Consider the following 26284-nt stretch of genomic DNA (forward strand, 5'->3'; position numbering starts at 1 on the left):
AGGGGGTCGTTACGCTCAGGCGACAGACACCTCGATGCGGTGCCACCCCTGGGCGCCGTCGGGCACGACATCGGCCGGATCCGAGGTCTGCGTCTCCCCGTCGGCGCTGATCGCGCGACATTCGATCGTGTGCGCTCCACTCTCGGCCGCCCAGTCGAGACGCCACTGCACCCAGGTGTCGTCGGAGATCGCGGCGCCGAGCTCGGCGCGACGCCACTCACCGTCGTCGATCCGCACCTCCACACCCTCGACGCCCACGTGCTGCTGCCACGCCATGCCCGCGATGACGGCGTCGCCGGCCTCGATCCTGGTCCCCCGCCGGGGCACGTCGATGCGCGACTGCAGCTTCACCGGTCCGCGCTCCGACCATCCGCGGTCGGTCCAGTAGGCGGTCGTGCGGTCGAACCGGGTGACCTCGAGGTCCGTCACCCATTTGGTCGCCGACACATAGCCGTAGAGGCCCGGCACCACCATGCGCACCGGGAAGCCGTGTTCGAGAGGCAGCGCATCGCCGTTCATGACGACCGCGAGCAGGGCATCGCGCTCGTCGGTGAGCGCCTCGATCGGCGTCGAGGCCGTGAACCCGTCGGATGAGGTCGACAGCACCATGTCGGCGTCGGGATCGACTCCCGCTCTCGCGAGCAGATCGCGCACCGGATGACCGAGCCAGAGGGCGTTGCCGATCAGGTCCCCGCCGACCTGGTTCGACACGCAGGCGAGGGTGACGTGCGACTCCTGCATCGGCAGCGCGACCAGTTCGTCCCACGTGATCACGATCTCGCGATCGACCATCCCGTGGATGCGCAGCGACCAGTCGGCCGGGTCGATGCGCGGCACGATCAGTGCGGTGTCGATGCGGTAGAACTCGGCGTTGGGGGTCACGACAGGAGCCAGGCCGGGGATGTCGAGCTCTGCACCGACCGGCACCATCGGCGCGGGGGCGACAGCCTTCGGCAGCCGCAACGTCGAGCGGATCGCCTCGATCGACCTGGTCGCGCCGCGGGCTGCGCTGCCGATGACGAGCGCCACGACGCCGGTCGCGGCGACGCCGGCGGTCCACAGCAGGAACTGGCGGCGTTCCTCATGCTCGGCGCGGAGATAGGGGATCGGATGCACCTTGCGCATGAGCAGCCGCAGCGCGACGACCGCGGTCGCGCCGGCGACGAGACCGGGGAGCCAGGCGAAGGGGCCCGCGCCCGGACGGATCATCGCGGCCACCAGCGCCAGCACGCCGAGAGCGGCGAGGATCGCGGATCCCACGCCCGCGCGGCGGGATTCCAGGATGCCGGCGAGCGCGGCGACCCCGACGAGGACCACCGCTATCCCGGTGATCAGCGCCACCTTGTCGCCGGTGCCGAACAGTGCGATCGCCGCATCCTTAGCCCAGCTGGGGGCGAGATCGATGAGACCGCTGCCGATCACGGCGAAGGGGCTCGCGCTCGGCTCGACGATCGCTGCGACCAGCTCTGCCAGGCCGACCGCGACGACGGCCGCGCTCAAGCCGGCGGCCGCCGATCGAAGCCTGTCTCCGCGCTTCGCGCGGACTGCGTGGGTCATGATCAGAGCGTAACCCCGGGGCTGGGCCCCGGGGTCGTGCGGCTCAGAGCCCGTTGCGGCGTGCGACCTCTCCGAGCCAGGCGAGCGAGGGCTTCGGCGAACGCTCGAACGTCTCGTGATCGAAGCCGATCAGGCCGAAGGTCGGGCGGAATCCGCTCGCCCACTCGTAGTTGTCGAGTGCGCTCCAGTGCTGGTAGGCCTTGACCTCGATGCCGTCGGAGATGGCACGGTGGAGTCCCTCGAGAGCGCCCTGGGTATAGGCGATGCGCCGCGTGTCGTCGCCGGTCGCGATGCCGTTCTCCGTGACGAGCACCGGCACGCCGCCGCTGCGCTCCCACGCGCTGCGCACGCCCATCTCGAGCGCCTCGGGGAAGAACTCCCAGCCGGTGAGCGTGGTCTCGACGTCGTCGGCGACCGGACGCGGACCCTCGGGGCCGATGAAGGTGCGGGTGTAGGCCTGCACGCCGACGAAGTCGTCACCGGCCGACTGATCGAGGTACCAGTGGTCGCGGGGGTCGCCGTACTCGGCCAGCATCTCGTCCGCCCCCGGCTCACCGGTGGAGTGGAAGGCCTGCGTCGCGATCGTCCATCCGGCCTGCACGCCCGAGACGGAATGCAGGATCTCGGAGGCCCGGTGGTGCGCGTCGAGCAGCGTGTCCGCGACGGCGAGGTCGGGGTTCGGCAGTCCGAAGGCGACGAGGTTCGAGGCGTCCTCTCCCCCGGCGAGCATCGCCGCGATGTTCGGCTCGTTGATCGTGCAGACGTAGGTCACGCCCTCGAGGATCGGCAGCACGGTCTCGACGTAGCGGGAGAACAGGTCGACCGCGTCGTCCGCACGCCAGAAGCCGTCCTTCTGGAACCACTGCGGCACCGTGAAGTGCATCAGCGTCACCGTCGGGTCCAGACCGTTCTCCCGGGCCGTGTCGATCATGCGGCGGTAGTGATCCAGCATCGCCCGCGACACGAAGCCGCGCTCGGGCTCGATGCGCGCCCACTCCATCGAGAAGCGGTACGAGTTCAGACCGGCATCCGCCAGCAGCCGCATGTCCTCCGGGTACCGGTGGAAGTGGTCGGCGGCATCGCCCGAGGGCTCCACCATCGTCGAGCCCGGAGCATGCTCCATGGCCCACCAGTTGCTGGTCGTGTTGTTCCCCTCCACCTGATGGGCTGCGGTCGCAGCGCCCCAGAGAAAGCCGTCAGGGAATGTGAGCACGAGTGCTCCTCTCTATTTCGAGATTCGGGATGGGTTGGGCACGGCGTCGAGCAGCTGCACCGTGTACGGGTCCTCCGGATGCTGGAGGACCTGAGAGGTCTCACCGCGCTCGACGACGCGACCGCCGTTGAGCACGAGGATGTTCTCGGTGACGAGCCGCGCGCTGAGCAGGTCGTGCGTGATGTAGAGCATGCTGATGCCCCACCTCTCGCGCAGGTCTTCGAGCAGCGCGAGCACTCCGGCACGCAGCGACACGTCGAGCATCGACACCGGCTCGTCGGCGATCAGCACCTGCGGATCGCTCGCGAGCGCCCGGGCGATGACCACGCGCTGACGCTGACCGCCTGAGAGCTGATGCGGCAGCTTGGCCGCGAACTGCTCGACAGGTGTCAGGCCCACGGTCTCGAGGAGCTCGAGCACGCGGGCTCTCGCCTCGTCACCGCGCAACGGCGTGTAGTTGCGGATCGGTCGGCTCAGCGCGTACTCCACCGTGTGCAGCGGGTTGAGCGCGGCATACGGATCCTGGAACACCATCTGCACGTCCTTGCGCAGGTCGCGCAGGCCCGCACGGCGCAGGGCCGCGACGTCGACATCGCCGAAGCGCACCGTGCCCTCGGTCGGCTTCTCGACACCGGTGATCAGCTTCGCGATCGTCGACTTGCCCGAGCCGGAGGCGCCGACGAGTGCCAGGGCCTCGCCGGGTTCGAGTCGGAACGACACATCGTCGACCGCGGTGACGGGCTGCTCGCCCCGACGCGGAGCCGGATACCGCTTCGACACGCCCTCGACCACGATCGCGGCGTCCGCCCGGCGCGTGTCGCGCTGCGACACGGTGGGCAGGGTCTCGGTCAGGTCGGTGCGTGAGCGCCCCTCGCGACGGCGCGTGCCGAGGTCGACGAACCCGGGGATCGAGATCGACTCGGCCCGAGGATCGGCGTAGTGGCTCAGCAGCATCCGCGTGTACTCGTCCTGAGGACGCTGCAGGATGTCGAGGCTCGGCGCGTCTTCGACGATCCGACCCTCATGCATGACCATCACCCGATCGGTCGCCTCGAGCACGATGCCCAGGTCGTGGCTGATGAGGATCGCGGTGAAGTGCTCGGTGCGCTGGAGATCCTTGATGGTGTCCATGACGGCGTGCTGCACGAGCACGTCGAGCGCCGTGGTCGGCTCATCGAACACCATCAGCTGCGGCTCGAGCGACAGTGCCAGCGCGATCGAGGTGCGCTGCCGCATGCCGCCCGAGAGCTCGCTCGGGTATCTGGCCAGCACTGCGGGGTCGAGACCGACCTTGCCGATCAGCTCGCGCGCCCTCGCATCCCGATCGTCGCGGGCCACGTGTCCGTGCGCGGCGAAGATGTCGCGGAAGTGGTTGCCGATCGTGCGCACCGGGTTCAGCGCGTTCATGCCCGACTGCAGCACCATCGCGAACCCGCCCTGGCGCTGACGGCGCAGCTCCTCGGCGTCGAGCTCGCGGATGTCGCGCCCGTCGAACAGGATGCGCCCGCCGCTGATGCGAGCCGGCGGCTTCTGGAGCCGTGTCAGCGCGAAGCCGAGCGTCGACTTGCCCGAGCCGGACTCGCCGACGAGACCGACGAACTCGCCGCGACGCAGCGTGAACGAGACGTCCTCGACGGCGGTGACCGGCGTGGTGCCGGGCGAGGCGTACTCGACCGACAGGCCCTGGACATCGAGCAGCACGTCATCCGTGGGGATGTTCGCTTCCATGGCGCTCATCGGCCCTTCCCCTCTCGCAGGCGCGGATTGGAGATCCCATCCACGCCGAAGTTGATCAGTGTCAGGCTCAGGGCGAGCAGGGCGATGCAGAGACCAGGGGCGAACAGCAGCAGCCACTGCCCGGTGAGCAGCGAGTTGGAGTTCTGCGCCCAGTAGAGCATGGTGCCCCAGCTGACGATGCTCGAGTCGCCGAGCCCGAGGAACTCGAGGCCCGCCTCTGCGAGGATCGCCGCGGTCGCCGCTCCGAAGAGCGTGCCCGCGATGATCGAGGTCATGTTCGGCAGGATCTCGCGGAACACGATGCGCGCCCTGCTGTCACCCGAGAACTGCGCCGAGGTGACGAAGTCGTTGCCTCGCAGCGACTGCGTCTGGCTGCGCAGCACGCGCGCACCCCAGGCCCAGCCGGTGACGACGATCACCGCGATGATCATCAGGATGCCGCCGTTCTGCAGGTACGCGGCGATCACGATCATCAGCGGCAGACCGGGGATCACCAGGAAGAGGTTGACGATGAAGCCGACCACCTCGCCCAGGAATCCGCGCATGTAGCCCCAGCTGAGCCCGATCAGCACGGCGACGATCGTCGAGAGGATGCCGGCGGCCATGCCGACCAGGAGGCTGATCTGCGAGCCGTAGATCAGCTGACTCAAGACGTCTTCGCCGGCGGCGGTGGTGCCGAGCCAGTGCGCGGCCGACGCGTCGGCGTTGCGCTCGAAGGTGTTCTCCTTCGGTCCGTACGGGGCGAGCAGCGGAGCGAACACCGCCACCAGCACGAACAGACCGAGGATGATGAGGCCCAGGCGGGCCTTGCCGTTGGACCAGAGGGTGCCCACCATCCGGGCGAACGAGCGCCACGGGCTGGGAGCCGCGATCCGGTCGGAGGGAACCTTGACATTCATGGTGGAGGTCATCGGCGGGTCCTTGGATCCAGCACGCCGTACAGGATGTCGACGAGGAAGTTGGCGACGAGCACGCTGACGGTGATCATCAGGAAGAGCGCCTGCATGAGCGGGTAGTCCTGCCCGATCACGGCGTTGAAGAGCAGGTATCCGATGCCGGGATAGCCGAACACCTGCTCCACGAGGATCGATCCGCCGACCACGCCGCCGAGCGTGAGCCCGAAGCCGGTGAGGTTCGGCAGGATCGCGTTTCGTGCGGCATAGCGGAGGGCGATGGTGCGACCGTGCAGGCCGTTCGCCTCGGCGAACGTCACGTAGTCGTCACCCAGGGTGTTGATCATCGCGTTGCGCATGCCGATGATCCATCCGCCGAGAGAGGTCAACAGGATCGTGACCGCCGGGAGGACCGCATGCTGCACGAGATCGATGAAGAAGTCCCAGGTGAAGCCCGGCGTGGTCGTCGCCGAATACGCGCCGGTGGTCGGGAACCAGTGCAGCACGTACCCGAAGAAGAACAGCAGCAGCAGCGCTGTCCAGAAGTAGGGGAAGGTGCTGAGGAAGGAGCCGGTCAGCGTCGGCAGCGAGTCCAGCCACGTGCCGCGGCGCCAGGCGGCGGCGGTGCCGATCAGGGTGCCGATCACGAACGCGAGGATCGTGACGATGCCGACGAGGCCGATCGTGTACGGCAGCGCGGTCGAGACCATGCTCGACACGGTCTGAGGGTAGAACGTGTACGAGACACCGAAGTCGAGTCGTGCGACCTGACCGAGGTAGGCGACGTACTGATCCCAGATCGAGCCGGTCGGCACACCGAGCTGCGCCTCGATCGCGGCGCGCGTCGCATCGGACACCGGGCCGTTCTGCGAGAGCTTGGCGATGGCGGCGTCGGCAGGCGAGCCGGGCATCAGTCGCGGAAGGAAGAAGTTCAGGGTGATGGCCGCCCACAGCGTGAGGACGAACAGCCCGATCTTCTGGAAGACGTACTTCATCGGTCGTCCTCCTTCACGCGCTCGAGCCGGGTGAAGATGCCCAGCGGTGCCGAGTCGTAGTTCTGCGGGATCATGTACGGGTCATCCTCTGAGGGCCAGCCGGTGAACTTGGAGTCGTTGAACAGGCCCCAGATGCCGCCGTAGTAGAGGCCGATGACCGGCATCTCCTCGTAGACGATGGCCTGCAGCTCCTGCACGATCTCGGTCTGGCGCGCGGGGTCGACGGTCTCGCGGTACTCCTTGAGCAGCGCGTCGGCTTCGTCCGAGCGGTACCGCTCGAAGTTGTTGGCGGTGGGTTCGCCGGACCCGGAGGGCACGTAGAACTCGCTCGAGAGCAGGTTGTTGTACGCCTGGTAGACGTCGCCGTTGCCCATACCGCCGATCGCCATCTCGAAGTCGCCGTTGCTGATGGCGCTCTGGTAGCCGGCCGGCTGAGGGAGCTTGAGCGTCACCTTGACGCCGACCTTCGCCAGCTGGCTCTGCACGGTCTGCGCCGCGCGGGTCCAGTCGGAGAATCCGTTGGCCGTCGTGAGCGCGAACTCGAGCTGCTCGCCGTCTGCACTCACCAGCCGGTCGCCGTCGAGGGTGTACCCCGCCTCGGCGAAGGCCGCGAGTGCGGCATCCCTGTCCTGCGTGATCATGCCCTGATCGGGGATGCCGGGGTCGAGGAACTCCTCCTGGTTCGGGAGCACGAGGCCGGTCTGCCCTGCGGGCTCCATGTAGCCCTCGGAGGCGGTCTCGGCGATCTCCTCGCGGTCGAGCGAGAGGGCGATGCCGCGGCGCACGTTCACGTCGTCGAACGGCGCGACCTCGAGGTTCGGCATCAGCGCGATCACGCCTCCCGGCGGGAACCACCAGTCGTTGTTCTCACTGGCCGCACCCCACGTGCCCTCGACGTCGGAGATGAACGAGTACGCCCAGTCGTAGCCGCGGGTGACGGTGTCGAGCTGCGAGTTCGTCGACGGCAGGATGATGTGCTCGATCTCGATCTTGTCGGCCTGCCAGTAGTCGGGGTTCTTGTCCATCGAGTACTGCTGGTCGTTGTAGTTGCCCAGCACGAACGGGCCGGTGCCGACCGGGTTCTCATTGCGGTACGTGCCCGGGTCCTTCACGTCCGACCAGAGGTGCTCCGGCACGATCATGGTCTGGCCGAGGATCGGCAGCGAGGGCGCGTCATCGGTCTGCAGGTGCATGATGACGTCGTCGCCGTCGACCTCGACGGTCTCGAGGTGCTGCCAGGCGCCCTTGATGTCGAGGGAGGGGTTGTCCTTCAGCAGCTGGAACGTGAACGCCACGTCGTCGGGCGTCAGCTTCTCGCCGTCGCTCCACTCGACGTCATCGCGGATCGTCATCACGACCGTCCGGGCATCGGGCTGCGACCATTCGCTCGCGAGCCACGGGTTCTCGGTTCCGTCGAGCGGGTTCACCAGGATCAGGGGCTCATAGATCCACCGCGACGCGGTGCGCGTGTTGGTGAGATACGGGTTGAAGTTCCGCGTGAAGAACGGGTTCCCCTTGTCCGCGTTGATGAGCATCGTGTCGTCGCCGATCGATGGATCGGGCTGCGAACTGATCTGGATGCTGCAACCGCTGAGCACGACGGCCGCTGCCGCCAGTCCCACGATCGCGGCTCTCCGCCAGCGCCGGAGCATGTGCGTCTTCGCCACACTGCCACCTCATGTCGTCTGTGTCATGAAGGGGGTCCCACGGGTCGGGGCACCCCGCGACCGAAGCCGCATCAGCAATTGTAAGCGCATACATTTGACCGCTGCAACCCCCTCGCATGACACCGAGAGCCCCCACTCCCCTGCGACGACCGGCGTGGGAGCGGTGTCAAATCCCGTCTCAGTCGGGGCGCTGGGAGCTCTCGCGGACGAGGATCTGCACGGGCAGGCGCACCGTCATCGGCTCGCCGTCCGGGTTCTCGAGACGTCGCGAGAGCAGCTGCACGGCCGCCCGCCCGAGATCGATCATCGGCTGGCGGACAGTGGTGAGGGCGGGACGCGACAGCCCCGCCGCCTCGATGCCGTCGAAGCCCGTGACCCGGACATCGTGGGGCACGCGGATGCCAGCCGATCGGAACGCGTCGATCGCCCCGAGGGCCATCTGGTCGTTCGCGGCGATGAGTGCGGCGGGGACGCCGTCGGCGATCAGCTGTTCGGCCGCCCGCCGCCCGGATGCGCGGGTGAAGTCGCCGCGCAGCACCGTCACGGCGTCCGTCGCGATGCCCGTCTCGGCGACCGCCGCGGCGAAACCCTCCCAGCGCTGGGCGCCGTCGGGCGAGTCCTCGGGGCCGGCGAGAAAAGCGAGCGTCCCCTGATCGGCCTGCGCGAGCACCAGTCTGGTCAGCTCCGACATCGCCTCGGCGTTGCTGACGGTCACGTGGTCGTAGCTGTCGCCGCGCGCCGGCCCCGAGAGCACCACCACGGGGATCCGCTGAGCGAGCCGGGCGAGCACGTCGTCGGGCACGCTCTGCGCCAGCACCATCAGCCCGTCGACGCGCCCGGCGATGTCCCGGACGGTCTCGCGCGTCGGATCGTCACGGCCGACGCCGATCATGAGCACGAAACCCTGCTTCCAGGCTTCGAGCTCCGCTCCCCGCAGCACCTCGTCGAGGAACAGCATGGTCGGATGCGGTGCGCCCGCGTCGGGGGACGCCTGCTCGACCGTGAACGGCGGCGCCTCGCCCTGGTCATCGGCCAGCACGTCGAGGACGGGCGCGTCCTCCGAGGCATCGAAACCGGGGAAGTACAGCCCGAGCACGCCGGTGCGGCGCTCGGCCAGACCGCGCGCGCTGCCGCTGGGCACGTAGCCGAGCGCCGAGACGGAGTCGAGCACGCGCTCGCGCGTGGCGGGGCGCACGGCATCCGGCTGCCGCAGCACGCGGGAGACCGTCGCGATCGACACTCCGGCGCGGTCTGCGACGTCGTAGACGGTCGCCCTCTTGCTCACGCTCGGTCCTCCTCCGCTTGCGTGTGCACCAGGCTACCCGGCGAGCGAGTCACCGCCTGCGTGCTTCGAGTGAGCCGTGAGGGCGGGCGCTGATCTCGCCGGGTTCGCGGCCCCGGGTGTCACTCGACACGACCTCGAAGCCCGCGTCGGCAAGAAGCCCGGCGAGCGCGTCGGCAGACCAGAAGTACGCCGGAGCGACGGCATGCGCGAACGGCTCGCGCGGCTCGCCGTCGAAGAAGCCGATCAGGATGCTGCCTCCGGGAGCCAGCACGCGGGCGAACTCTTCGAGGATCCCGGGGATGTCAGCCGGCGAGGTGTGGATCAGTGAGTACCAGGCGAGGATGCCTCCGACCGACCCCGCCGCGAACGGCAGGTCGCGGAACGAGCCGACGTCGAAGGAGATGCCCGGATGCCGTTTCCTCGCCGTCGCGATGAACTCCTCCGACAGGTCGATCCCCTGCGCCACGCGTTCGCCGAGACTCAGGAGCTGGGTCCAGTGCCCGGGCCCGCAGCCGGCATCCAGCAGCAGGCCGGAGGCCGTGTCACGCCAGGCCTCGATGACCGCAGCATCCCGGGCATCCATCTGCTCGATCGCACCGGCGAGTTTCACGTACTCCGCGGCCCGCTCGTCGTAGGCAGCGGCGACGCCCGCGTCCGAGGTGCCTTCCATCAGCTGCGCGCGGCGAGCGCTGCCTGATACAGGTCGCGCGACGACAGGCCCGTCGCCGCGGCGACCTCGGCGCAGGCCTCCTTCAGACGCACGCCGGATGCCACGAGTCGCTGCACCTGCGCGAGAGCGTCTTCCGCCGACGCCTCACGAGGCGCTGCACCCTCGACCACCACGACGATCTCACCCTTGACGCCCGCCGTCGCCCACTCGACGAGCTCGGCGGAGGTGCCGCGGCGCACCTCTTCGTAGAACTTGGTCAGCTCGCGGCAGACGGCGATGCGGCGGTCGTCGCCGAAGGCTGCGCCCATATCGGCGAGCGACGACGCCAGGCGGGCGGGAGATTCGAAGAAGACCATGGTGCGTGGCTCTGCGGCGAGCGCCCGCAGCGTCGAGCGCCGATCCCCGGGCTTGCGCGGCAGGAACCCCTCGAACGTGAAGCGGTCGGTCGGCAGTCCCGAGATGGAGAGCGCCATCAGCACTGCGCTCGGCCCCGGGATCGCCGTCACCGTCACTCCCTGAGCGACCGCCTCGGCGACGAGCCCGTACCCGGGGTCGCTGATGGCCGGCATCCCCGCGTCGCTCACGACGACGACATCCGTCTCGACCGCGAGTGCGGCGAGCTCCGCCGCTCTCTGCTTCTCGTTGTGATCATGGAGTGCGATCAGCCGGGGGCGGTTCGAGATCTGCAGAGCCTGCATGAGCCGCTGCGTGGTGCGCGTGTCCTCCGCGACGACGACCTCGGCGTTCTCCAGCACCTCGACGAGGCGACGCGAGACATCCCCGAGGTTTCCGATCGGTGTTGCGGCGAGGATGATCACCCGCCCAGCTTAGGCGGCGCCCAGCGGCGGAGTGTCTAGGCTGGTGCGGTGACCGCGCCCCTGCCTCTGCTGCCTCCGCCCGAGCAGCGACTGACGCGCTACGAGCGACTGCGCGACCGTGTGCTGCAGGACCCCGACTGGGGGCGCATGGTGCGCTGGTTCGCGCCGCTCGTGGTGACGGCCCTGGCCGCCGTGCTGCGCCTGGTCAACCTCGGCCATCCGCACCAGCTCGCCTTCGACGAGACCTACTACGTCAAGGACGCCTGGTCGCTGTGGACTCTCGGATACGAAGGCACCTGGGGCAAGGATGCGAACGAGGCGTTCATCACACTGCAGCAGCTGCCGCTGTCGGATGCCGGGTCGTTCGTCGTGCATCCGCCCCTGGGCAAATGGCTGATCGCCCTGGGGATGGCCATCGGAGGACCCGACAACACGGTGGGCTGGCGCATCGCGACGGCACTGCTGGGCGCCGCCACCGTGCTGCTCGTCTATCTGGTCGCCCGCCGCCTGACCGGCTCGATCGTGGTGGCGACGGTCGCCGGCACCCTGCTGGCGATCGACGGCCTCAGCATCGTGATGAGTCGCACGGCCCTGCTCGACGGCCCTCTGACGTTCTTCCTCATGCTCGGCGCGCTCTTCATCCTGATCGACCGCGACCGGGTGATCCCCGTGCTGGAACGCGCAGACCCCGATACCGACCCCGACTTCCCTGCGCCGATGTGGGGTCCTGTGCTCTGGCGGCGTCCGTGGCTGATCGCCGCAGGTGTCGCGCTCGGCGCCGCCTGCGCCGTGAAGTGGTCGGGGCTCTATGCGCTCGCGGCCTTCGGCCTGTACGTCGTGGTGACGGATGCTCTGGCACGACGCCGCGCGGGCGTCGTGCTCTGGCCCACCGCGGCCGCCCTCCGTCAGGGACCGGTCTCCTTCGTGCTGCTCGTGATGCCGGCGCTCGCCACCTACCTCGCCAGCTGGACGGGGTGGCTCGTCACCGCCGGGGGCTATGCCCGGCAGAGCGATCCGAATCCGCTGATCGCGCTGTGGAACTACCACGAGGCGATTCTGAACTTCCACGTCGGTCTCAGCAAGGGCCACCCGTACGCGAGCCCCGCGTGGGAGTGGCCTCTGCTGCTGCGCCCCACAGCCGTCTGGGTGGGCAGCGACCCCGGGCCCTGCGGCGTCGATCACTGCATCGCGGTGATCTCGACGATCCCCAACCCGCTGATCTGGTACGCCGGTGTCGCCGCGGCTCTCTACCTGCTCTACCGCCTCGTGCGCGGGTGGGCCGAACGTCGCCCCGTCGGTCCAGCCCTCACGTTCCCCCTGGTCGGGCTCGCGGCGACGTACGTGCCCTGGCTGCTGTTCCCTGAGCGGACGATCTTCCAGTTCTACACGGTCGCGATGGCGCCGTTCCTCGTGCTCGCACTCGCGGTCGTTCTCCGTCAGATCGCGGGACGCCGGGAGGATCCGCTGCACCGCCGGCAGTCGGGCGAGCGCACCGTGATCGTCTTCCTCGCCGTCGTGGTGCTGGTCTCCGCGTTCTTCTACCCGGTGTGGACCGGCATGAGCGTGCCCTACCAGTTCTGGCTCCTGCACAACTGGCTGCCCGGCTGGATCTGACCCGACCAGCGGCAGCACGTGCGCGCGGTCAGCCCTCGACCACTCCGTCGCGCTCGCCGGCCACCCCCGGGCGAGAGACACCGCGTGTCAGGCGGGCGACGACCAGCAGCACCGCAGTGAGGCCGATCGTGAGCAGCAGCTGCACACGCGCAGCCTCGTCGATCATGGTGAGCGCGATCACTCCGGTGAGCAGCGCCAGGCAGAGCCACGACAGCCAGGGGAAGCCCCACATGCGCATCGGCATCGCCGCACCCTCACGATCGGCACGGCGGCGGAGGATGATCTGCGAGACCGCCGTCGCCGTCCAGATGATGAGCAGCGTCGATCCGACCACGTTGAGCAGCGCCGGCAGCACCACATCGGGGAACGCCCAGTTCAGCCCGACCGTGATGAAGCCGAACGCGACGGAGGCGAGCACGGCCACGACCGGCACGCCCGTCGACGTCGTGCGCGTCGCCGCGAGCGGTGCGAGCCCGCGCTCACCGAGCGAGTACGCCATCCGCGACGCGCCGTAGATGTTCGCGTTCATCGCCGACAGCAGCGCGATCACGACGATGAGGTCCATCACGAGGCCGACGCCCGGCAGCTGCAGAGTGTCGAGCACTGCGGAGAAGGGACCGTCTTTGACGGCGGGATCGTTCCACGGGAGCACCGACACGATCACGAAGATCGAGCCGACGTAGAAGATCAGGATGCGCACGAGGACCTCGCGCACGATCCGGCGGATGTTGCGTGCGGGGTCGTCGGACTCCGCCGCCGCGATCGCGACGACCTCGGTGCCGCCGAACGCGAAGACAACGATGAGGAGCGCCGCCGCGATGCCCGTGAGGCCGTTCGGGGCGAAGCCGCCGTTGTCGACGAGATTGCCGATGCCGGTCGCGGGCACGCCGGGGATGAAGCCCAGGATCGCGCACACGCCGACCACGAGGAACACGATGATCGCCGCGACCTTGATCGCCGCGAACCAGAACTCGAACGTGCCGTAGTTGCGCACCCCGAAGAGGTTGACCGCGGTCAGGGCGACGACGAAGACGAGCACCCACACCCAGGCCGGGATGCCGGGGATCCAGGCCGCGATGATCCCGGCGGCGCCGGTGGCCTCGGCGGCGATCACGACGACGAGCTGGATCCAGTAGAGCCACCCGACCGCGCTGCCGGCGCTGCGGCCCATCGCCTTCTGCGCGTATGAGCTGAAGGCTCCTGAGCTCGGGCGGGCGGCGACCATCTCGGCGAGCATCGCCATGATCAGCACGACGATGCCGCCGGCCACGAGGTACGAGATGAGCACGGCAGGACCGGCGATGCTGATCGCCTGTCCCGACCCGACGAACAGTCCGGCGCCGATCGCCCCGCCGAGTCCCATCATCGAGATCTGCCGACGGGTCAGCCCGGGGTGCAGACCTTTGGTCGTGGTCGTCGTGGTGGGAACCTCGGTCATGCGCGTGCCTCCTGCGTGCGATGAGCAGACTGCTCAGCCTACGCGGCTCCGCCCGCCGTCCAGGATCGCAGCCTGAGCTCACCGCGCGAGCGGGAGGTCTGCGGGGTCGCGCACCGGGAGCCGGCACACGAACGAGCGGCAGTCGAACGCCTGCTCCATCGCGTCGCCCTTGCCGTCGAACAGCTCGAAGCCGGCATCCGCGAATGCCTGGGCCTGCTCCGGGGTGACGATCGCGACGACGTCCGCGTCGGCCCTGCGGGCTGCCGAGGCGAGTGCGCCCTCGGGCGTCTCGGTGACGACGACGAGCTGCCTCGGCGCATCGACGAGACCCGCTGCCACGCGCAGCAGGCTGCCGTGCGCGAACGGCTGTGCGATGGCGGGCGCGGCATGCTCGCGCACGCGTTCCGCGGCTGCCTCGCGATACCGATCCCCCGCGCCGAGACGCCAGGCGGTGAGGGATGCCGCAGCCACGGCCGCCGCATCCGACGGCAGATCGCCGTCGGTCTGATCGGGCGCTGCGGCGATGCCGTGCTCGGCGAGCAGCGGGTCGCCCTCGAAGCCCTCGATCGCCGCGTCGAGCAGTGTGCGTGCCTCCACCGCCCACGCCGCCTCGCCCGTGGCCGCGGCGAGCGCGAACAGCCCGTCGGCCAGGAGAGCGACATCGGCCGCGGTGGCGACCGCACCCGAGGCGACCCCGTCGAGCGAGGCCCGCACGAGAGCCCCGGTCGCGTCCCTGTTGACTCGCAGCACGTACTCGGCAGCCTCGGCCGCGGCCTGCACCCAGAACCCCTCCGCCAGAGAAGCTCCCGCGCGGGCGAGACCGGTGATGGCCAGACCGTTCCATCCTGTGATGACCTTGCCGTCGACGGCAGGGAGCTCGAGACCGGTCCTCTCGGAGGGCGGTCGCAGGTAATAGCCGCCCTCGCTGCGTTCGCCGTCGATCCACGACTCCGAGTCCTGAGCCGCGCCGAACCCGCCGCCCGCCCTGCGCAGCGTGCCCAGGAGGAAGTCGGCGATGCCGCGTGCGGTCGCGTCGTCACCCGCGTCGAGCGCCACGTCGAGCAGCTGCGCGTTGTCGGTCAGCATCCGCTCGTAGTGCGGCACGCTCCAGTCACGTCGGGTCGCGTAGCGGAAGAACCCCCCATCGGCATCGCGCAGATCGGAGGCGGCCATCGCGGCGAGCGCCCGGTCGGCCGACTCGGCGGCATCCGGGGCCTCTCTGCGCACGAGCGGTGTCTGCAGCATCCTCAGGGTCGTCGCGACCGGGAACTTCGGCGCATCGCCGTAACCGCCGAAGCTGCGATCCTCCCGAGCCGCGATCGTCCGCGCCGCGCCGGCGAGAGCATCGGCGTCCGGAAGATCGGAGGGCGTCGAGGCGCCTGCGCGGGCGAGGGCGTCCGTGACGGCATCCGCAGACTCCTCGACCTGGGCACGGCGCTGGGTCCACGCCTCCTGCACCGCGGCGAGCACGTCACGGAACGCGGGCATCGGCTGTCGTGCCTCGGGCGGCCAGTAGGTTCCGGCGTAGAACGTGCGGCCCCGCGGCGTCGTGAAGACGGTGAGGGGCCAACCGAGATTCTGCGTGAACGCCGAGGCAGCCGCCATGTAGGCGCCGTCGACGTCGGGATGCTCCTCGCGGTCGACCTTCACCGCGACGAAGTCGCGATTGATCAGCACAGCCGTGTCGGGGTCGGCGAACGACTCCCTGGCCATCACATGACACCAGTGGCAGGTCGAATACCCGATCGAGATCAGCAGCGGCACATCGCGGCGCTGCGCCTCGGCGAAGGCCTCCGGGCCCCAGGGATACCAGTCGACGGGATTGTCGGCGTGGGCGCGGAGGTACGGGCTGAGCGTGTCGGCGAGCCGGTTCGTCATACGTCCACGCTACGCCGATCGGCGTCTGACGAGACGGTCAGGAGACGAGCAGCTCCGCCGGCCGGGATGCCGCATAGCCGACGAGCGGCAGCGCACGCTCGGCCGCGAGGGCGATGCGCGCGTGGAGCACGTCGGAGGCGATCACGTAGCCGTCGAAGTCGGTGTCGCTGGCGTAGACACCCAGGGGCAGCGTCAGCGCCTGGAAGAACGCGAACAGCGGCCGCAGCTGGTGCTCGATGATGAGCGCGTGGCGTTCGCCGCCGCCGGTCGCCGCGAGCAGCACCGGCTTGCCGACGAGCTCGTACTGACCCACGAAGTCGAACAAGTGCTTGAAGAGGCCGGTGAAGGATGCGCGGTAGACGGGGCTGCCCACGATCAGCAGGTCTGCCGCCTCGATCGCCACCAGCTTCTCCTCGACGCGCGCCGGAAGCTGGTCGCGACGCAGCGCTCCTGCGAGCGACGGGCCGATGTCGGTGAGCTCGATGACCTCGATCTCGACCTCGGCGCGCTCGGCGATCGCCCCGGCGATCGCACGGATGAGCGCCGTGGTCTTGCTGGGCTCGTGCAGAGATCCGGAGACGGCGACGACGCGGTAGGGAGCTGTCATGCGGACGACGCTACTCACGACGACGCCCCGTGTCGCGGGAAGCGACACGGGGCGTCATCTGTCGACACGGAGCGTGTCAGTTCACGTCGTCGGGGTGCGATCCGACCCGACCAGAGCCGTCGAGCGGGTCGAGGGCGTCGATCGCCGCGACCTCGGCGTCGGTGAGCTCGAACCCGAACACGTCGAGGTTCTCGCGCAGGCGCTCGGCGCGCACCGACTTCGGGAAGACGATGAATCCGCGCTGCAGGTGCCAGCGCAGCACCGCCTGCGCGGGGGTGACGCCGTGCGCCGCCGCCGCCTCGGCCACCGCCGGCGTGCCGAACAGGTCGTACTTGCCCTGGCCGAGCGGGCCCCACGACTCGATGCGGATGCCGTGCTCGGTCGCCCAGTCGACGACGTCGCGCTGCTGGTAGGCCGGGTGCAGCTCGATCTGGTTGACCGCCGGCGTCACGCCGGTCTCGGCCACCACGCGCTCGAGGTGCGGAACGAGGAAGTTCGAGACGCCGATGCTGCGTGTCAGTCCTGCCTCGCGCAGCTCGATGAGCCGAGCGAAGGCGTGCACGTAGTCGTCCTTCGCCGGAGTGGGCCAGTGCACGAGGTAGAGGTCGACGGCATCCAGCCCGAGCTTCTCGAGGCTCTCGCCGATCGCCGCACGCGGCTCGTCGTCGTGGTGGCGGTCGTTCCAGAGCTTGGTCGTGATGAACAGCTCGTCGCGCGGGATGCCGGAAGAGGCGATCGCCGCCCCGACGCCCTCTTCGTTGCCGTAGATGGCGGCCGTGTCGATGTGGCGGTAGCCGATCTCGAGCGCCTCGCTCACGGCGCGCTCGGTCTCGTCGGCCGGAACCTTGAACACCCCGTAGCCGAGCTGCGGGATGGAATGGCCGTCGTTCAGTTCGAGTGCAGGAATCGTCATGAATCCACCCTACGACCTGTGATGACAGGTCGACCAGGAGGAACCGCCGCCATCCTCGAGGCGACCCAGCCGACCAGCCTCTCGAGCGGGCCCCTCCCGAACAGGATCGACCACAGCGTGGTCGCGAGAAGCAGCGCGACGGCCGTCGCCAACCAGAAGGCGTTGCTCGGGAAGAAGCCTCCGGGTCCTGCCACGAGCGCGACCGAGACGACGTGCACGCTGTAGGCCGACAGGGGCATCGACCCCAACGCCCCGAGCGGAAGGAGCACCGCACGCAACGGCCCGCTGAGCAGCACGCACAGCGCGATGACCGACAGCGCGAACCCGCCCGAGCCGAGGATCTCGGCCGTTCCGCCGGAGTGCGGTTCGACGGCGAAGATCGCCCGGACGACGGCCCCTCCCGGATCCGCTGCGGCCAGCGCGTCGGAGTAGCTGCTCCACCCCGCGGCGGGCTCGCCGCCGAAGATCGCCGAGCCGGAGCCGAGGCGGGTGACTCCTCCGACGAGGCCCAGTCCGTAGCCGACGACCATGAGTCCGACGCCCGCGCTCAGCGTGATCGCCGCGGTCTCGAGCTTCTCGACACGCAGGCGCCCGAGCGCCATACCGGCGAAGACGAACGCGAGCCACGCGGTGATCGGATACGAGCCGTAGAGGACGAGGCTGACGCCCGCGCCGGTGGGGTTCAGGGTGAGTGCGGCGAGCAATGCGAGCAGCGCCGGTGCCGCGAGTGCCAGGATGCCGGCGGCGATCAGCAGCTTCCACGGCTGCCACCGGAGGAACGGGATGACGGCGACGTAGAGCAGTCCGTAGAGCGTGAGGATCACCGCGATCGGCGTGTTCAGCATCTCCAGCGCCAGACCGATCAGGAAGATGACCGCTCCGCGACCGATCAGCTGCAGGCGGAGGCTCGGCATCCGCTCGGGATCGGGCAGCACGCTGCGGCCGGTCATCAGGGCGATCGAGATGCCGGCGAGCACGGCGAACAGGATCGACGATCGCCCGTGCACCAGGTCGGTCCAGGTCGACAGGTCGAACGGATCGAACGCCTCGGTCTCGCCGATGTGCGCTCCGGCCATGCCGAGGATCGCCAGCCCTCGGGCGACGTCGAGTCCGAGGATGCGCGGAGCCCGCCCGAACTCGTGGAACCACCGCGATGCGGGAGGAGGCTTCGACACAGTGCTCACGGATGAATCGTACGATGGGAGTTCTATGCCTTCCCCTGTGATCTTCTATCCTCCCGAGCTGCCGGTCAGCGCTGCGCGGGAGGAGATCGCCGACGCCATCCGCGACAACCAGGTCGTCATCGTGGCCGGAGCGACGGGCTCGGGGAAGACGACGCAGCTGCCGAAGATCTGCCTCGATCTCGGGCGCGAGCGCATCGCGCACACGCAGCCCCGACGACTCGCCGCCCGCACGATCGCCGAGCGCGTCGCCGAGGAGCTGCAGGTCGAGCTCGGCGGCCTCGTCGGATACAAGGTGCGCTTCACCGACAAGGTGTCCGACGACACGCGCATCGCGCTGATGACCGACGGCATCCTGCTCAATGAGATCCACCGCGACCGGCTGCTGCGCCGCTACGACACGATCATCATCGACGAGGCGCACGAGCGCTCGCTCAACGTCGACTTCCTGCTGGGATACCTCGTGCGGATCCTTCCCGAACGACCGGATCTCAAGGTGATCATCACGTCGGCGACGATCGATCCCGAGAGCTTCGCCCGACACTTCGCGACGCCCGAGGGTGTGCCCGCGCCGGTGATCGAGGTGTCCGGCCGCACCTTCCCCGTCGAGATCCGCTACCGCGAGCAGACGGAGGAGACCGAGGAGTCCGACGAGGTGACCGCCATCGTCGCGGCCCTCCGTGAACTCGACCGCGAGGAGCCGGGCGACGTGCTCGTGTTCCTGCCGGGCGAAGCCGAGATCAGGGATGCCGCGGATGCCGTGCGCGGCGCGTACGCGAAGGACCGCTCCCCCACCGAGGTGCTGCCGCTGTACGGCCGGCTGTCGGCGGCGGAGCAGCACCGGGTGTTCGAGAAGAGCCGCGTCGCCGGTGTGCGGCGTCGGGTCGTGCTCGCCACGAACGTCGCCGAGACCAGCCTCACCGTTCCCGGCATCCGCTACGTGATCGACACCGGCACCGCGCGCATCTCGCGATACAGCAACCGCTCGAAGGTGCAGCGGCTGCCGATCGAGGCGATCTCGCAGGCCTCCGCGAACCAGCGTTCGGGCCGCGCCGGGCGCACGAGCGACGGCATCGCGATCCGCCTGTACAGCGAGGAGGACTTCGACAAGCGCGCGGAGTTCACCGAACCCGAGATCCTGCGCACCTCGCTCGCCTCGGTGATCCTGCAGATGCTGTCGCTCGGCTTCGGCGACATCACCGCCTTCCCGTTCCTCACCCCGCCCGACTCCCGGGGAGTCAAGGCCGCCGTCGACCTGCTCACCGAGCTGGGCGCCGTCACCGGCAGCGGAGACGCACCTCGACTCACCCGCATCGGTCGCGACATCTCCCGAATCCCGATCGACCCCCGCTTCGCCCGCATGCTGATCGAGGCCGGACGCCCCGGCGGCGCCGACGTCACCCGCGACGTGCTCGCGATCGTCGCCGGAATGTCGATCCAGGACGTGCGCGAGCGGCCGTCGCAGGAGGCGCCGCAGAGCGTGCGCGACGAAGCCGACCGCATGCATGCGCGCTTCACCGACCCGACGAGCGACTTCCTGTCGATCCTGAACCTGTGGAACCACCTCCGGGAGCAGCAGCGCGAGCTCGGCTCGAGCGCCTTCCGTCGCCTGTGCCGTTCGGAGCATCTCAACTACGTCCGGGTGCGTGAATGGTTCGACGTGCACCGTCAGCTGCGGTCGCTCGTGCGGGAGAAGGACTCCTCGCGCGGGGGGACCGCGGATCCGGATGCGATCCATCGGGCTCTGCTCGCCGGACTCCTGTCGCAGATCGGCATCCTCGACGAGCGCAACACCGGCAAGGGCCTCGATCCGAAGAAGAAGAGGATGGCGGAATACCGTGGCGCCCGCGGCATCCGCTTCTCGATCTTCCCCGGATCCGCCCTGCGCAAGAAGGCCCCGCAGGCGGTCATGGCCGCCGAGATCGTCGAGACCTCACGCACCTACGCCCGCACGGTCGCCGCGATCGACCCCGCCTGGGCGGAGGCGCTCGCGGGCGATCTCGCGAAGCGCCAGGTCACCGAGCCGCACTGGTCGAAGGATGCCGGCGCGGCGGTCGCGTACGAGAAGGTGACGCTGTTCGGGGTCGAGATCATCCCCCGTCGCCGTGTGCAGTTCGCGCGCATCGACCGGGCGGCGTCGCGTGAGATGTTCGTGCGGCACGCCCTCGTCGAGGGCGAATGGGATCCGACGCGCATCGACAAGCGGGTCAGCGCTTTCTGGCGCAGCAACGCCGAACTGCGCAAGCGCCTCGAGAAGCTCGAGGAACGTGAGAGGCGTCGCGACATCCTCGCCGGCGACGAAGCGGTGTTCCGCTTCTACGACGAGCGGATCCCGACCGACGTCTTCGACGTGCGCTCGTTCGAGAAATGGTGGCGCGACGCGCTGGCCGCGACCCCGAAGCTGCTCGTGATGCGCGAGGCCGACCTGCTCGACGACGAGAGCAGGGCCGATCAGAGCGAGTTCCCCACCCGGTGGACGCAGGGCGACCAGGTGCTCGGGCTCGCGTACCGTTTCGAGCCGGGGGCGGCCGACGACGGCGTGAGCGTCGTGATCCCGTTGCCTCTGCTCGCACAGATCGAGGACAGGGGCTTCGACTGGCAGGTGCCGGGGCTGCGCGCCGAACTCGTCACCGGCCTGCTCCGCGCACTGCCCAAGGCGATCCGACGGCACGTGGTGCCTGCGGCCGATTGGGCCGACAAGTTCGGTGCCGAGCTCGCCGGAGACGGCCCGGAGTCGCACGGCGGCCTTCCTCATCGCACGCTCAAAGAGGCGCTGGCACGCCTCATCCAGCCGCTCGCGAATCAGCTCGTCTCGGCTGCCGACTTCGAAGACGATCGCGTGCCCGCGCACCTGCGGATGAACTTCCGCGCCGTCGACGAGCGCGGGCGCGTCGCGGGATCGAACCGCGACCTCAGTGCGCTGCAGGCCGAGCTCGCCGACCGTGCGCGCAGCAGCGTGGCCCGGTCGATCGCGACCCCGCCCCGCCGCCCCGGCCCCTCGAAGGGACCGCAGCCCGCTGCCGCCGCCACCTCGATCGAGAAGGACGGCCTCACCGCCTGGACGTTCGGCGACCTGCCCGAGGTGCTCGACACCCGCGTGGCCGGCGGAGTGGTGCGCGGGTACCCGGCGATCGTCGACCAGGGGAAGACCGTCTCGGTGCGCGTCGAGTCCACGGCGGATGCCGCCGCCACCGCCACGCGGGCGGGCGTGCTGCGCCTCGTGCTGCTCGGTGTGCCCTCGCCCTCGTCGTACGTGCAGCAGCACCTCACCAGCCAGGAGAAGCTCGCACTCGCCGCGTCGCCCTACCAGTCGGCCGCCGCGCTCATCGAGGACTGCCGGGCCGCGGTCGTCCAGAGCACGATCGATCGGCTGGCGCCGGGCGGCCTCGTGCGCACCGAGGCCGAGTTCGTGCGCGTGCGCGACGCGGTGTCGGCGTCGCTCGTCGACGACCTCTTCGCCTGCGTGTCGCTCGTCGCTCGCATCCTCACGAAGACCCGCGATGTCGAGCGCGGCATCCGTTCGCAGAACTCCCTCGCACTGCTCGGGCCGCTGAACGACATCCGCACGCAGCTCTCGGGACTCCTGCACCCCGGGTTCGTCTCGGCGGCAGGCGTCGAGCGCCTCACGCACTTCCCGCGATACCTCGACGGGATGCTCGAGCGGCTGAAGACGCTCGCGAATGAGCCCGGCAAGGACCGCACGCGCATGAGCGAGTTCGAGCGCATGGCGAAGGCCTTCGAGGATGCCGGGGGCGCGATCCCGCTGTCCGCCGACGCGCCGCCGGCCCTGGTCGAGACCCGCTGGCTGCTCGAGGAGTACCGGGTGAGCGTGTTCGCGCAGCGTCTCGGCACCGCGCAGCCCGTCTCTCCGCAGCGGATCATGAAGGTGCTGTCGTCTCGGGGGTAGCCTGAATCCATGGCTCGCGCGATCGTCTACACAGAGTTCGGTTCTCCTGATGTGCTGCACCTGATCGAGATTCCCGATCCGATCGCGCTCAGCGGCGAGGCCGTGGTGCGCATCGAGGCGGCGGGTGCCAACCCGATCGACGCCAAGCTCCGCAGCGCGAAGCGCCCCTCACCGCCGATCACCGAGCCGCGTGCCGTCGGGTTCGACGGCGCCGGGGTCATCGAATCGCTCGGCGACGACGTCGACGGATTCGCGGTGGGCGACCGCGTCGCGATCCGCGACACGGTCGGCACCTACTCGAGCATGCTCGCCGTACCGGTCGACAAGCTCGTCGCGCTGCCCGATTCCGTCACCGCAGCGGAGGGGGCCGGCATCGGCATCCCCGCCGGCACCGCCTATCAGGCGCTCCGCTCGCTCGGAGTCACGGACGGCGACGTGCTTCTCGTGCACGGCGGTTCGGGCTCGGTCGGCCAGGCAGCCGTGCAGTTCGCCGTCGCCTGGGGCGCCACCGTCATCGCGACCGCCAGCCCGGCCAGACACGATCAGCTGCGTGACCTCGGTGCGATCCCGGTCGCATACGGAGACGGGCTGCTGGAGCGCGTACGCGAGGCCGCACCCGTCGGGGTGACGGTCGCGCTCGACTGCGCGGGGACCGATGAGGCCATCGAGGTGTCGCTCGAGCTCGTCGCCGACCGCGAGCGCATCGCGACGATCGTCCGCGGCCCCGATGCCGCGTCGTTCGGCATCCGGGCGTTCTCGGGCGGTTCACCGGTGCCGCTCACCGAGCAGGAGCTCGCGTGGCGCGCTGAGGCCCTCGGCGCGACCGTCGACCTGCTGGCGGCGGGCGACTTCACGATCGAGCTCGGCCCCGAACTGCCGCTGAGCGAGGCGGCACGCGCTCATGAGCTCATGGAGTCCGGAGCCGCCTCGGGCAAGATCGTGCTGATCCCGTAAGCCGCTCAGGACCTGACGCGGGCAGCCGTGGACGCCGTCGCCATGGAGAGGGAATTCGCGGCGATCAGTCGGCGCGTGGCCTCGGCCAGCAACGCTCTCATGCTCTCGAGCGCGTTCGACCACTCCCGCTGGGCACGGTCATAGGCCCGTTGCGCTTCCCCGTCCCAGGTCGATTTCAGTAGCGTCGCCTCGGAATCGAGGGCGTCGAGTTCGTGCTCGATGGCTTTCACGGTGAGCGCGAGCTCGGCGACGGTCTGTGCCACGGCGTCGTGACGAACAGCGACCTTCATCGTTCCTCCGAGAGTTCCAGTGCGAGGTCGAGCTCACGCAGGACGTAGGGCGGCGAGACTGCTTCGGTGAGGTAGAACGTGTAGAAGATCTCCGCGGCTTCGTCGGCGGTGAAGATCTCGTTCGAGAACACTCGTACCGCGCGGTCGTCGCTCATAGGGATGAGAGTCGTCGTGCCGTCAGCGGTCTCGGGCCGGCCGATCGTGTACAGATGGCTCTCCCCGTCGGCGCCGAGGAGCCGCGCTTCCACCGTCATCGCATCAGCCGAGCCCGCGGCCTGCATGAAGAATTCATTCGCCTGCTCGTGGTAGCCGTCGATCCTTGTGGGGTCAGCGCCGCGCCAGATCGAGTACGTGTAGTCCTTGCGGGCGTCCAGCCACTCCAGCGTGCGTCGGAGCCGTTCGGGAATCGTGAGATGCTCGTCGGCCAGCCAGCCGGTGCGACCGTCGTTCGCGGCCTGGACGAAGGGTCCATAGAGCGTCATCGTTCCTCCGAGAGTTCGTTGGAGAGATCCAGCTCGCGAAGCACGTAGGGCTGCGAGACGGCATCGGTGAGGTAGTACGTGTAGAAGATCACTGCGGCTTCGTCGGCGGTGAAGATCTCGTTCGAGAACACGCGCACCGCGCGGTCGTCGCTGATGGGGATGAGGGTGGTCGTGCCGTCTGCGGGCTCGGGCCGTCCGACCGAGTACAGGTGCGACTCACCGTCGGGGCCGGGAAGCCGCACCTCGACAGTCATAGCGTCCGCGGAGCCTGCGGCCTGCATGAACGAATCATCTGCCGGCACGCGGAATCCGATGGTGCTCGAAGGATCGGAGCCCGGCCAGATGATGTACGTGTACTTACCGTCGCCGTCAAGATGTCCCAGCATGAGGCGCAGGTGATCAGGGATCGGGCGATAACCGTCCGTCACCCACCCCCGCATCCCGCTGGGAGACTGCTCGCCGTGCGTAAACGGTGCTCTCATGGAATGTCCTTACTGTCCACCCGTGTGAGGAGGATGTCCTCGCCGTCCATCTTTCCGTGCGCTGGTGTACCCGCGTTCACAACGTCATCGAACTGTCGCTGCGTGCTTCCTGGCCTGTTGTATGCCTCGATAGCACTGCCGGACTTCACCTCCACACCCGTATAGGTATTCGGCCCGTCGGTATTCTTCACAAGCCCGTCGTAGAAGCGCCCATTCTGCGGAGAACCCTCGTAGTCGACTTTGATCTTCGAGCGGATCACCTCGACTTCGAAGTCTTGGGCATACTCCGTGAGGCCGATCTTCTCTTTATCAACCCACAGCGGATCCTTCTGGCCATTCGCGAACGTCCCCGCGTCGTCGCGTCCATCGCCGCGGTCGAGGCCGCGGACTCGGTCGCTGACGCCGTAGCTCTCGGTGAGCCATCGGCCGGCGGCGTCGCCCATCATCGTCGCGCCTGCACCGGCCACTCCGACTCCGGCGACGACCAGTGCGGGCGAACCTGCCAGCGCACCGGCTCCGGTGACGGTGATGGCCCCGCCTCCGGCTGCCAGCGCCGCGCCGCCGAGGAAGGTGGCAGCGCCGCCCAGGAGTTCGAGGATGATGTCGGGGTGCTCCCAGAGCGTCTGCGCCGAGATCGCGAGCATGTCCATCGTGGCTCGGAACGGCTGGACGACAGCGAGGTTGACGATCACCTCGGTCGTCGCGTGCTGTGTTCGTGTCGCGGCCTCCGCGTCGGTCAGCGGCATCCGCGCCGCATCCGCGGCATCGTCCAACCGGATCGCGCAGTCGCGCGCATAGACCTCGAGAGTCGCCCGGGCGTTGAACAGGACCTCCCGCGCTTCATTGTGCGCAGGACCTGACGGATCGACGAAGGGCACGTCGGCCTCGGGGTGCCGGAGCCCTTGCCCGACGCGCAACTCCCGCACGTGTGCACGGTGGGCGGCCAGCGCCGCAACAGCCTGTTGCTCTGCCTCGTTCCAGAGAGTGATCGCACGGTCGGCTTCGTCCTGCGCCCACTGCAACGCGTCGGCCCACGTGAACAGTGCGCTCGCACCCGCGCGGAGCGATTCGCCCGCATGCTTCCAGTGCAGCAGCTGCCGCTCGAACCGGTCGAGATAGGCGTCGTAGGCAGCGCCTCTCCACGTGCCGTCGTCATCCAGCGTGGCGAGGTCATCGCGTGCACGGGTGGCTTCAGCGCCACGAGCCTTCCACGCTTCCGCGGTCGCCCTGACCTCGGACACCGAGCCCGGCACGAGGTCCGCCGCCGACTGGGTCTGCCCCAGCTCCATCAGTCGTCCCAGATCATCGCGTCGACTTCGGCCTTCGCCGCATCGGTGCCTTCGTCGAAGATCCGAGCGGTCGTGGTCAACCTGTCTGCGAAGTCTTCGGTGTCGGTCACACGGACGCAGAGCCCGTCGGACCATGCGCTGCTGAAACGCGTCGCGGCTGCGACGACCCACTCGTGTCCGGCGTCAGCAGGCTTCGCGGCATCGGACGAGCCCAGCTCGCCGACGATGCGACGCGCCTTCGACGCCATAGCACGCAGCACGTCGGTATCGACTTCGTAGAATGCTCCGCCCGCGGCTGCCATGCGTCGACATTAGCAAGCGATACGTCGTCATATGGAGACAGCAAGAAGTATGCCGATACTCTCGCAAAAGGACACCAGCCCACCCCGACGGTGACACGTCAGAGGTGGGCCG

The 26284-nt window shown here is 69.1% G+C and carries 22 protein-coding genes; 3 read left to right on the plus strand and 19 right to left on the minus strand.

From position 1 onward, the window contains the following. Positions 1 to 15: 15 nt before the first annotated feature. The 9 genes from SOM10_RS10990 to rsmI form a co-directional block, all read right to left on the minus strand. Positions 16 to 1557 (minus strand): molybdopterin-dependent oxidoreductase, encoded by a 1542-nt coding sequence (locus SOM10_RS10990; protein ID WP_320489967.1) that lies wholly within the window; start codon positions 1555 to 1557, stop codon positions 16 to 18. A 43-nt stretch (positions 1558 to 1600) separates the two neighbouring features. Continuing rightward, positions 1601 to 2770: a glycoside hydrolase family 1 protein gene (locus SOM10_RS10995; RefSeq protein WP_053097102.1), complete on the minus strand. Its 1170-nt coding sequence runs from the start codon at positions 2768 to 2770 to the stop codon at positions 1601 to 1603. A 12-nt stretch (positions 2771 to 2782) separates the two neighbouring features. After that, positions 2783 to 4507, minus strand: a complete 1725-nt coding sequence (locus SOM10_RS11000) for an ABC transporter ATP-binding protein (protein ID WP_083569357.1) — start codon at positions 4505 to 4507, stop codon at positions 2783 to 2785. Beyond that, a complete protein-coding gene (locus tag SOM10_RS11005) occupies positions 4504 to 5418 on the minus strand; it encodes an ABC transporter permease (RefSeq protein WP_053097105.1) in 915 nt (304 codons plus the stop codon). Before SOM10_RS11005 ends, SOM10_RS11000 begins: the two co-directional genes overlap by 4 nt. Continuing rightward, positions 5415 to 6395, minus strand: a complete 981-nt coding sequence (locus tag SOM10_RS11010; RefSeq protein WP_285364224.1) for an ABC transporter permease — start codon at positions 6393 to 6395, stop codon at positions 5415 to 5417. Before SOM10_RS11010 ends, SOM10_RS11005 begins: the two co-directional genes overlap by 4 nt. After that, entirely contained in the window at positions 6392 to 8062 is a 1671-nt protein-coding gene (locus SOM10_RS11015) for an ABC transporter substrate-binding protein (protein WP_320489971.1), read from the minus strand. Before SOM10_RS11015 ends, SOM10_RS11010 begins: the two co-directional genes overlap by 4 nt. Before the next feature lie 178 nt (positions 8063 to 8240). Beyond that, positions 8241 to 9347, minus strand: coding sequence for a LacI family DNA-binding transcriptional regulator (locus SOM10_RS11020; protein WP_320489972.1), 1107 nt, complete (start codon positions 9345 to 9347; stop codon positions 8241 to 8243). Positions 9348 to 9396: 49 nt separating this feature from the next. After that, complete coding sequence (locus tag SOM10_RS11025) at positions 9397 to 10017, minus strand: class I SAM-dependent methyltransferase (protein ID WP_320489974.1); 621 nt, start codon at positions 10015 to 10017, stop codon at positions 9397 to 9399. Continuing rightward, the gene (rsmI, locus tag SOM10_RS11030; RefSeq protein WP_056279993.1) at positions 10017 to 10835 is read right to left on the minus strand and encodes a 16S rRNA (cytidine(1402)-2'-O)-methyltransferase; all 819 of its coding nucleotides are present in this window, start codon (positions 10833 to 10835) and stop codon (positions 10017 to 10019) included. The genes SOM10_RS11025 and rsmI overlap by 1 nt, the downstream gene beginning before the upstream one ends. A gap of 48 nt (positions 10836 to 10883) precedes the next feature. Between rsmI and SOM10_RS11035 the strand changes: the two genes are divergently transcribed. Further along, positions 10884 to 12449, plus strand: a complete 1566-nt coding sequence (locus SOM10_RS11035) for a dolichyl-phosphate-mannose--protein mannosyltransferase (protein ID WP_320489977.1) — start codon at positions 10884 to 10886, stop codon at positions 12447 to 12449. Positions 12450 to 12477: 28 nt separating this feature from the next. Here SOM10_RS11035 and SOM10_RS11040 read toward each other — a convergent pair whose 3' ends face one another. The 5 genes from SOM10_RS11040 to SOM10_RS11060 all read right to left on the minus strand — a co-directional run bounded on the left by SOM10_RS11040 (position 12478) and on the right by SOM10_RS11060 (position 18469). Then, positions 12478 to 13887, minus strand: a complete 1410-nt coding sequence (locus tag SOM10_RS11040) for an amino acid permease (RefSeq protein ID WP_320489979.1) — start codon at positions 13885 to 13887, stop codon at positions 12478 to 12480. A gap of 78 nt (positions 13888 to 13965) precedes the next feature. Then, positions 13966 to 15765 (minus strand): thioredoxin domain-containing protein, encoded by a 1800-nt coding sequence (locus SOM10_RS11045; RefSeq protein ID WP_320489981.1) that lies wholly within the window; start codon positions 15763 to 15765, stop codon positions 13966 to 13968. Between the two features lie 37 nt (positions 15766 to 15802). After that, the gene (gene msuE / locus SOM10_RS11050) at positions 15803 to 16372 is read right to left on the minus strand and encodes an FMN reductase (protein WP_053099190.1); all 570 of its coding nucleotides are present in this window, start codon (positions 16370 to 16372) and stop codon (positions 15803 to 15805) included. Positions 16373 to 16448: 76 nt separating this feature from the next. Next, positions 16449 to 17285 (minus strand): aldo/keto reductase, encoded by an 837-nt coding sequence (locus tag SOM10_RS11055; RefSeq protein ID WP_187250521.1) that lies wholly within the window; start codon positions 17283 to 17285, stop codon positions 16449 to 16451. After that, a complete protein-coding gene (locus tag SOM10_RS11060; protein WP_320489985.1) occupies positions 17282 to 18469 on the minus strand; it encodes a heparan-alpha-glucosaminide N-acetyltransferase domain-containing protein in 1188 nt (395 codons plus the stop codon). The genes SOM10_RS11055 and SOM10_RS11060 overlap by 4 nt, the downstream gene beginning before the upstream one ends. A 25-nt stretch (positions 18470 to 18494) precedes the next feature. On the opposite strand from SOM10_RS11060, the gene hrpA reads away from it, so the two are divergent. Further along, positions 18495 to 22373, plus strand: a complete 3879-nt coding sequence (gene hrpA, locus SOM10_RS11065; protein ID WP_320489987.1) for an ATP-dependent RNA helicase HrpA — start codon at positions 18495 to 18497, stop codon at positions 22371 to 22373. 9 nt (positions 22374 to 22382) lie between these two features. Continuing rightward, positions 22383 to 23327 (plus strand): quinone oxidoreductase family protein, encoded by a 945-nt coding sequence (locus tag SOM10_RS11070; protein ID WP_072591566.1) that lies wholly within the window; start codon positions 22383 to 22385, stop codon positions 23325 to 23327. 5 nt (positions 23328 to 23332) lie between these two features. Here SOM10_RS11070 and SOM10_RS11075 read toward each other — a convergent pair whose 3' ends face one another. The 5 genes from SOM10_RS11075 to SOM10_RS11095 all read right to left on the minus strand — a co-directional run bounded on the left by SOM10_RS11075 (position 23333) and on the right by SOM10_RS11095 (position 26172). Beyond that, positions 23333 to 23617, minus strand: coding sequence for a WXG100 family type VII secretion target (locus SOM10_RS11075; RefSeq protein WP_320489989.1), 285 nt, complete (start codon positions 23615 to 23617; stop codon positions 23333 to 23335). Beyond that, positions 23614 to 24099, minus strand: a complete 486-nt coding sequence (locus SOM10_RS11080) for a hypothetical protein (protein ID WP_072591568.1) — start codon at positions 24097 to 24099, stop codon at positions 23614 to 23616. Before SOM10_RS11080 ends, SOM10_RS11075 begins: the two co-directional genes overlap by 4 nt. Continuing rightward, a complete protein-coding gene (locus SOM10_RS11085) occupies positions 24096 to 24485 on the minus strand; it encodes a hypothetical protein (protein WP_320489990.1) in 390 nt (129 codons plus the stop codon). Before SOM10_RS11085 ends, SOM10_RS11080 begins: the two co-directional genes overlap by 4 nt. A gap of 92 nt (positions 24486 to 24577) precedes the next feature. Further along, entirely contained in the window at positions 24578 to 25870 is a 1293-nt protein-coding gene (locus tag SOM10_RS11090) for a putative T7SS-secreted protein (RefSeq protein ID WP_320489992.1), read from the minus strand. Next, the gene (locus SOM10_RS11095) at positions 25870 to 26172 is read right to left on the minus strand and encodes a hypothetical protein (protein WP_320489993.1); all 303 of its coding nucleotides are present in this window, start codon (positions 26170 to 26172) and stop codon (positions 25870 to 25872) included. The genes SOM10_RS11090 and SOM10_RS11095 overlap by 1 nt, the downstream gene beginning before the upstream one ends. Between the last annotated feature and the right edge of the window lie 112 nt (positions 26173 to 26284).

It is taken from the genome of Microbacterium sp. CFBP9023 (assembly GCF_034045055.1).
Lineage (GTDB): Bacteria > Actinomycetota > Actinomycetes > Actinomycetales > Microbacteriaceae > Microbacterium.

Bases quoted from the DNA above. Each gene is read 5' to 3' on its own strand.
- SOM10_RS10990 (WP_320489967.1), bottom strand. From the start codon at position 1,557: ATGACCCACGCAGTCCGCGCGAAGCGCGGAGACAGGCTTCGATCGGCG.
- SOM10_RS11000 (WP_083569357.1), bottom strand. From the start codon at position 4,507: ATGAGCGCCATGGAAGCGAACATCCCCACGGATGACGTGCTGCTCGAT.
- SOM10_RS11005 (WP_053097105.1), bottom strand. From the start codon at position 5,418: ATGACCTCCACCATGAATGTCAAGGTTCCCTCCGACCGGATCGCGGCT.
- SOM10_RS11010 (WP_285364224.1), bottom strand. From the start codon at position 6,395: ATGAAGTACGTCTTCCAGAAGATCGGGCTGTTCGTCCTCACGCTGTGG.
- SOM10_RS11025 (WP_320489974.1), bottom strand. From the start codon at position 10,017: ATGGAAGGCACCTCGGACGCGGGCGTCGCCGCTGCCTACGACGAGCGG.
- SOM10_RS11040 (WP_320489979.1), bottom strand. From the start codon at position 13,887: ATGACCGAGGTTCCCACCACGACGACCACGACCAAAGGTCTGCACCCC.
- SOM10_RS11045 (WP_320489981.1), bottom strand. From the start codon at position 15,765: ATGACGAACCGGCTCGCCGACACGCTCAGCCCGTACCTCCGCGCCCAC.
- msuE (WP_053099190.1), bottom strand. From the start codon at position 16,372: ATGACAGCTCCCTACCGCGTCGTCGCCGTCTCCGGATCTCTGCACGAG.
- SOM10_RS11055 (WP_187250521.1), bottom strand. From the start codon at position 17,285: ATGACGATTCCTGCACTCGAACTGAACGACGGCCATTCCATCCCGCAG.
- hrpA (WP_320489987.1), top strand. From the start codon at position 18,495: ATGCCTTCCCCTGTGATCTTCTATCCTCCCGAGCTGCCGGTCAGCGCT.
- SOM10_RS11070 (WP_072591566.1), top strand. From the start codon at position 22,383: ATGGCTCGCGCGATCGTCTACACAGAGTTCGGTTCTCCTGATGTGCTG.
- SOM10_RS11075 (WP_320489989.1), bottom strand. From the start codon at position 23,617: ATGAAGGTCGCTGTTCGTCACGACGCCGTGGCACAGACCGTCGCCGAG.
- SOM10_RS11080 (WP_072591568.1), bottom strand. From the start codon at position 24,099: ATGACGCTCTATGGACCCTTCGTCCAGGCCGCGAACGACGGTCGCACC.
- SOM10_RS11085 (WP_320489990.1), bottom strand. From the start codon at position 24,485: ATGCTGGGACATCTTGACGGCGACGGTAAGTACACGTACATCATCTGG.
- SOM10_RS11090 (WP_320489992.1), bottom strand. From the start codon at position 25,870: ATGGAGCTGGGGCAGACCCAGTCGGCGGCGGACCTCGTGCCGGGCTCG.
- SOM10_RS11095 (WP_320489993.1), bottom strand. From the start codon at position 26,172: ATGGCAGCCGCGGGCGGAGCATTCTACGAAGTCGATACCGACGTGCTG.